We start from the raw sequence: 4,187 nt of genomic DNA on the forward strand, positions 1-4,187 counted from the left end.
AATTCTTTTTTCTATTCCGTATAACTTACCAATTAAATTTAATGCGACATCCACTTTTCCTGTTTTCTTTTTACCTTGCACCTTTTTCACATCGATGAATTTACGGCGAATATGCGCAAGACATGCAACCAATGTTGCTTGCGTTGATTCATAAGCTTTATACCCATCAACGTGCATGTAACCTTGGTAACCATCAAGAAAATCAATTGCACATTGGGCTCTACGACTATTATGATAATCGAATAACACTATATTGGTGTTACTGCCTAATGCATCAGTTCCACAGCAATATACCCACATATAGCTTGTCGTTTTTTCTGCTTTGATTACTTTTAGTGGCGTCTCGTCTGCATGTATAGCGGGTTCAGCGAGCAATGTTGTTTTCAAGCGCATGTATAAAGGTTCAAGTAATGTTGCGCAACGTAATATCCAGCTCGACATTGTTTGCCGACTCAACGCGATGCCGATGTCACTGAACATTGTTTCTTGTCGATAAAGCGGTAAACCAAATTGATATTTACAGGTGATGATTTGGCTTAGCAAGCTCGCGGTAGCAATACTTTTAGGGATTGGTGTCGCTGGCATCGAGGCCGTTTGTACAGCACTTTCAATCCCATTGTTTTCACAATGTCGGCAGGTATACTTCGGGCGAATAGTTTTGATGACTTTAATATGAGCGGGTACAAACTGAAGGCTTTCGCTGCTACTTTCTCCCATTTTATGTAACGGATTTCTGCAACAATTACATATTTTATCCGTGTCATCAATATCAACGATAACTTCTTTTCGAGGTAGTTCAGGCGGTAGTGGTTTGCGCTTTGGTTTTACTTTTGGCTCTGTTTTATCTTCAGTCGTTACGCTTGCTAATAGCTGCTCGTCTTGTTCATCAAGCGTCATTTCAGCTTCATTGAAGACTTCATCAGCACCTGGCATTTTTTCTGATTTTTTACCGTACTCATTGGCAAGTTTGAGATTGTATTGCTCAAGTAAGACTTGATAGGCAACATCTTTTTCTCTTAATTCAGTCTCTTTTTGAGTTAATTCGTCATCCATCCGTTGTTGCAACTCAAGCCGCATTTGCTTAAGTTGTTCGGGATCGTTTGGTAAGGATTTAGCAGTAAATTTCATTGAACAATTTTAACAAAACATTCAATGAAATGCAGCTTCTAATACCATTTAGTTCATGACTTGTGTCATGGCACTTGATAGTGAACAAAGGTTAGAGCATCGACTGATAATGTAACGTTTGATGACCCAAAACATCATACCCAGATAGTAGCCATTCTAGTTGCTCAGAAGTTAATACAAATTCAGCTTCATTGATCTTGCTCGGCCATTTGAATTTTTGCTTTTCTAAACGTTTTTGCCATAGCGCAAAGCCTGTTTTATCCCAGTACAATATTTTCAGTTTGTCTTTTGATTTATTGCAAAAAACGAATAAATCACCGGTATAGGCATCGCGATTTAGCTCATCTTCCACCAGTGCTGTTAGTCCATTGATGGCCTTGCGAAAATCAATAAAGTCTCGATGTAGAAAAATACTCGTGGGCTCAACAAACATTTTCATAAAGCCAGCTCTCGTAATAATTGACTTAAGTAGGTGGCGGAAGTGGTGCTTGGCAAGCTGATATTTACCTTGCCCATGGTTACCGTTATTAAGCTTTTATCTTCAACAAACTCAACCTGTTGGGTTATTTTAGCGCGAACAAAGTTACTTGATGATAGGCCAAGCTTCTTTTTAACGGCATAAAAGCTCGACGTTGATAATTGCTGTTTCTGGCAATACTCGATAACGGTTAGGCCACTGGATTGGTGGTCTTTAATGATAGTTTGCCATTGTGTTTGGCTTCGCGAAATTCTCATGATTATCTCCAAATAAAATGAAGATATAAGGTATCTGAGATAGAGTGTTAGGAGTAGGTGCTGTTCGCTATACGCTTACGCCTGAAACATCTGTTAGTTACTTTAAACAACTTGCAATATTGTTATCGGATCTTGAATGTGAAGAGCCGAAGAGGGTTTTAACCTCATTAAGGCAACTCTCAATCTCGTTATGGATTTTGTACGCTTGGTCTCGTGATGAGAGTAATTTAGAAAGTGTTTATCTGGCGAGTGAGTTTTCAGTATTACGCGCTTGGAAAATAGCGGTTCCTTTTTTTTCTGATAGAAAAAAAGTATCAAAGGAAATTGTAGACACATTAAACACAATCATTAGTTTATATCATCAAATCAGTGATGATTACATACTTAAGGTCATCACCCCACACGTTGGTCGTTTATATGCTTTATCTAGCTCTATTAATAGCCACAATCCGATCGATATCAATATAAAGCTATTTGATATTTTAGGCCGTCTTGCGATGTATGGGCTTTGGTCATACTCATATATCTCTAAAGAAACATTTCAAAACAATCCAACTATAAAAGAGCCAATAAAAAGACAACAAGAAATAATAATCCAACTCATCAATAATAATCCTATATTGATGACCCCTTACAAAGATGAACAGGCCATAGATATTTATCTCGCAATTTTGTTTTTGGGGATTGGGCAGAATACAAAGGACTCAGTATACCCTTGGTTATTAAATATGAGTCACTCAATAGACTATCAATTCAAATCTAAAGGCATGTATCCATGTAATCTCAATGAGTACTACGAACTAATTCAGCACCCAAAGAATAGTACTGATGCGTATACTGAAGAAGTAACACAAGGAAGCATTCTTTATCCATTTATTGCAGCTTATTCCGCAAAAAATAAGTTTGATGATGTCTATAAAAAAATCCAAGAGATGAAACAAACTCACTTAACACATTGTAACTTTCAGGTTTGGTATCCTCTTGCAGACTCGGAAGCTCATCTTTATACAAATAGTGAAAACCATGGTGGGGTCTTATCTGTTAATTCTGAAATACTTAGTGAAAAGGAAGACTATTTAAAAGCATTAGAAGACGAATGCAAGGCAACAGAATACTTTGAAGGTTTAAGTGCAATAAGTTCTGGTGTTGAACCTATTATATTACTTGCTTGCAGGCATTATAGAATACCGCCACCTATTCATTTTATTCTCGAAATGGATTGCAATAAGTTTGCTTCAACTGTACTAACTAGTAGCTGAGGAAGTCGATAGTGTGCTAATAAAGTAAATACTGAATATAGGCATATGTAAGCTGATATGGATAACTTATTCCCTGCTATTGGGGTAGTAAATACTATGAGAAGCAATTACAACTTTCAGATGCTTCCACACGTTCAAAGTGATTTTGGCAGTTGCCCAATAAAATTGATGATAAGAAAGCAAATCTCATAAGCAGTTCATGAACGCTTGGGACAAAACATATCACGTAACTGAATGGGAACACACAAGGTTTAAAAAGATTGCAAGTATTCAAAAAAATAGAAACGAGATTGTTGAAGGTCGCTGTATTGAGGACTAGCTTGAATTTTATACATTTAGTTTCTTAGCAATTCACATTTGATTTATTAGTTGCTAAGAAAAGTGTAATGGCCCCGCATAATTTATAACCATTGAAAGTCGCAACGGGCCATTAGGCGTGATAGGATTTATTGCTTTTTAAGTCTCGTGTTGTGGCCAAAATCACTGTCATTTTCTTAGTAAATGGATTCAGGCTTAAATAATTAAAACTAAAAATATTGGGTATACATGCAAATAACATTACCAGAAAATAACTTATACGAGAATGAACAAACCCTTTCATTCGAAAAGGTTACCGCTCTAATCGGCGAAAATGGGGCTGGAAAGTCTTCAATATTACAATCGATATTTAAAAAGCGTCTAGATACAGGTGATTTTCATTCTAAAAAAGTTGTATGTTTTTCGTCAGGTCAAAATGAAAAGTATTCTAAACACTTCTCTGATTACTTAGCACAGGAAAGGCAAGCCAACAGAGGGCTTAACTTAGGATGCTGCTATTATGATAAATCTTGGTCTAAATTGTTGATTTTTATAGCCACGATTACCTTAGAAGGACGTGTGCGAGGCTTTTTAACCAGTAAAGGTTATATTGAACAGTCTCAAAATGGTAGTGAAGATGTTTCGAGTATATTAAGTGTAAAAATAAGAGTCGAACAAACTTACGTAAATAGGGTTCAAGATGCTCTAAAAAAGGAAGAGAATGGAGAAGAAGAAACTTTTAGAACTTCTGCTTACCATAGAACGCTA

Annotated in this window: 5 protein-coding genes; 2 read left to right on the forward strand and 3 right to left on the reverse strand. The window is 36.6% G+C overall.

The features are described from left to right. From tnpC to tnpA, 3 genes are all read right to left on the reverse strand, one after another. On the reverse strand, positions 1 to 1,128 hold a 1,128-nt coding region (gene tnpC, locus CXF74_RS20705), incomplete at its 3' end, for an IS66 family transposase (RefSeq protein ID WP_101084447.1). A 91-nt stretch (positions 1,129 to 1,219) separates the two neighbouring features. Further along, positions 1,220 to 1,567: an IS66 family insertion sequence element accessory protein TnpB gene (gene tnpB / locus CXF74_RS20710; protein ID WP_101084449.1), complete on the reverse strand. Its 348-nt coding sequence runs from the start codon at positions 1,565 to 1,567 to the stop codon at positions 1,220 to 1,222. Beyond that, entirely contained in the window at positions 1,564 to 1,863 is a 300-nt protein-coding gene (tnpA, locus tag CXF74_RS20715; RefSeq protein WP_101084452.1) for an IS66 family insertion sequence element accessory protein TnpA, read from the reverse strand. The genes tnpB and tnpA overlap by 4 nt, the downstream gene beginning before the upstream one ends. A gap of 44 nt (positions 1,864 to 1,907) precedes the next feature. On the opposite strand from tnpA, the gene CXF74_RS20720 reads away from it, so the two are divergent. Both CXF74_RS20720 and CXF74_RS20725 read left to right on the forward strand, forming a co-directional pair. Then, positions 1,908 to 3,122 (forward strand): hypothetical protein, encoded by a 1,215-nt coding sequence (locus CXF74_RS20720; RefSeq protein ID WP_101084454.1) that lies wholly within the window; start codon positions 1,908 to 1,910, stop codon positions 3,120 to 3,122. 546 nt (positions 3,123 to 3,668) lie between these two features. Next, a partial coding sequence (locus CXF74_RS20725; RefSeq protein WP_157822491.1) for an ATP-binding cassette domain-containing protein occupies positions 3,669 to 4,187 on the forward strand: 519 nt, incomplete at its 3' end.

The sequence above is a fragment of the Psychromonas sp. Urea-02u-13 genome, assembly GCF_002835995.1.
Lineage (GTDB): Bacteria > Pseudomonadota > Gammaproteobacteria > Enterobacterales > Psychromonadaceae > Psychromonas.

Bases quoted from the DNA above. Each gene is read 5' to 3' on its own strand.
- tnpB (WP_101084449.1), bottom strand. From the start codon at position 1,567: ATGAAAATGTTTGTTGAGCCCACGAGTATTTTTCTACATCGAGACTTT.
- tnpA (WP_101084452.1), bottom strand. From the start codon at position 1,863: ATGAGAATTTCGCGAAGCCAAACACAATGGCAAACTATCATTAAAGAC.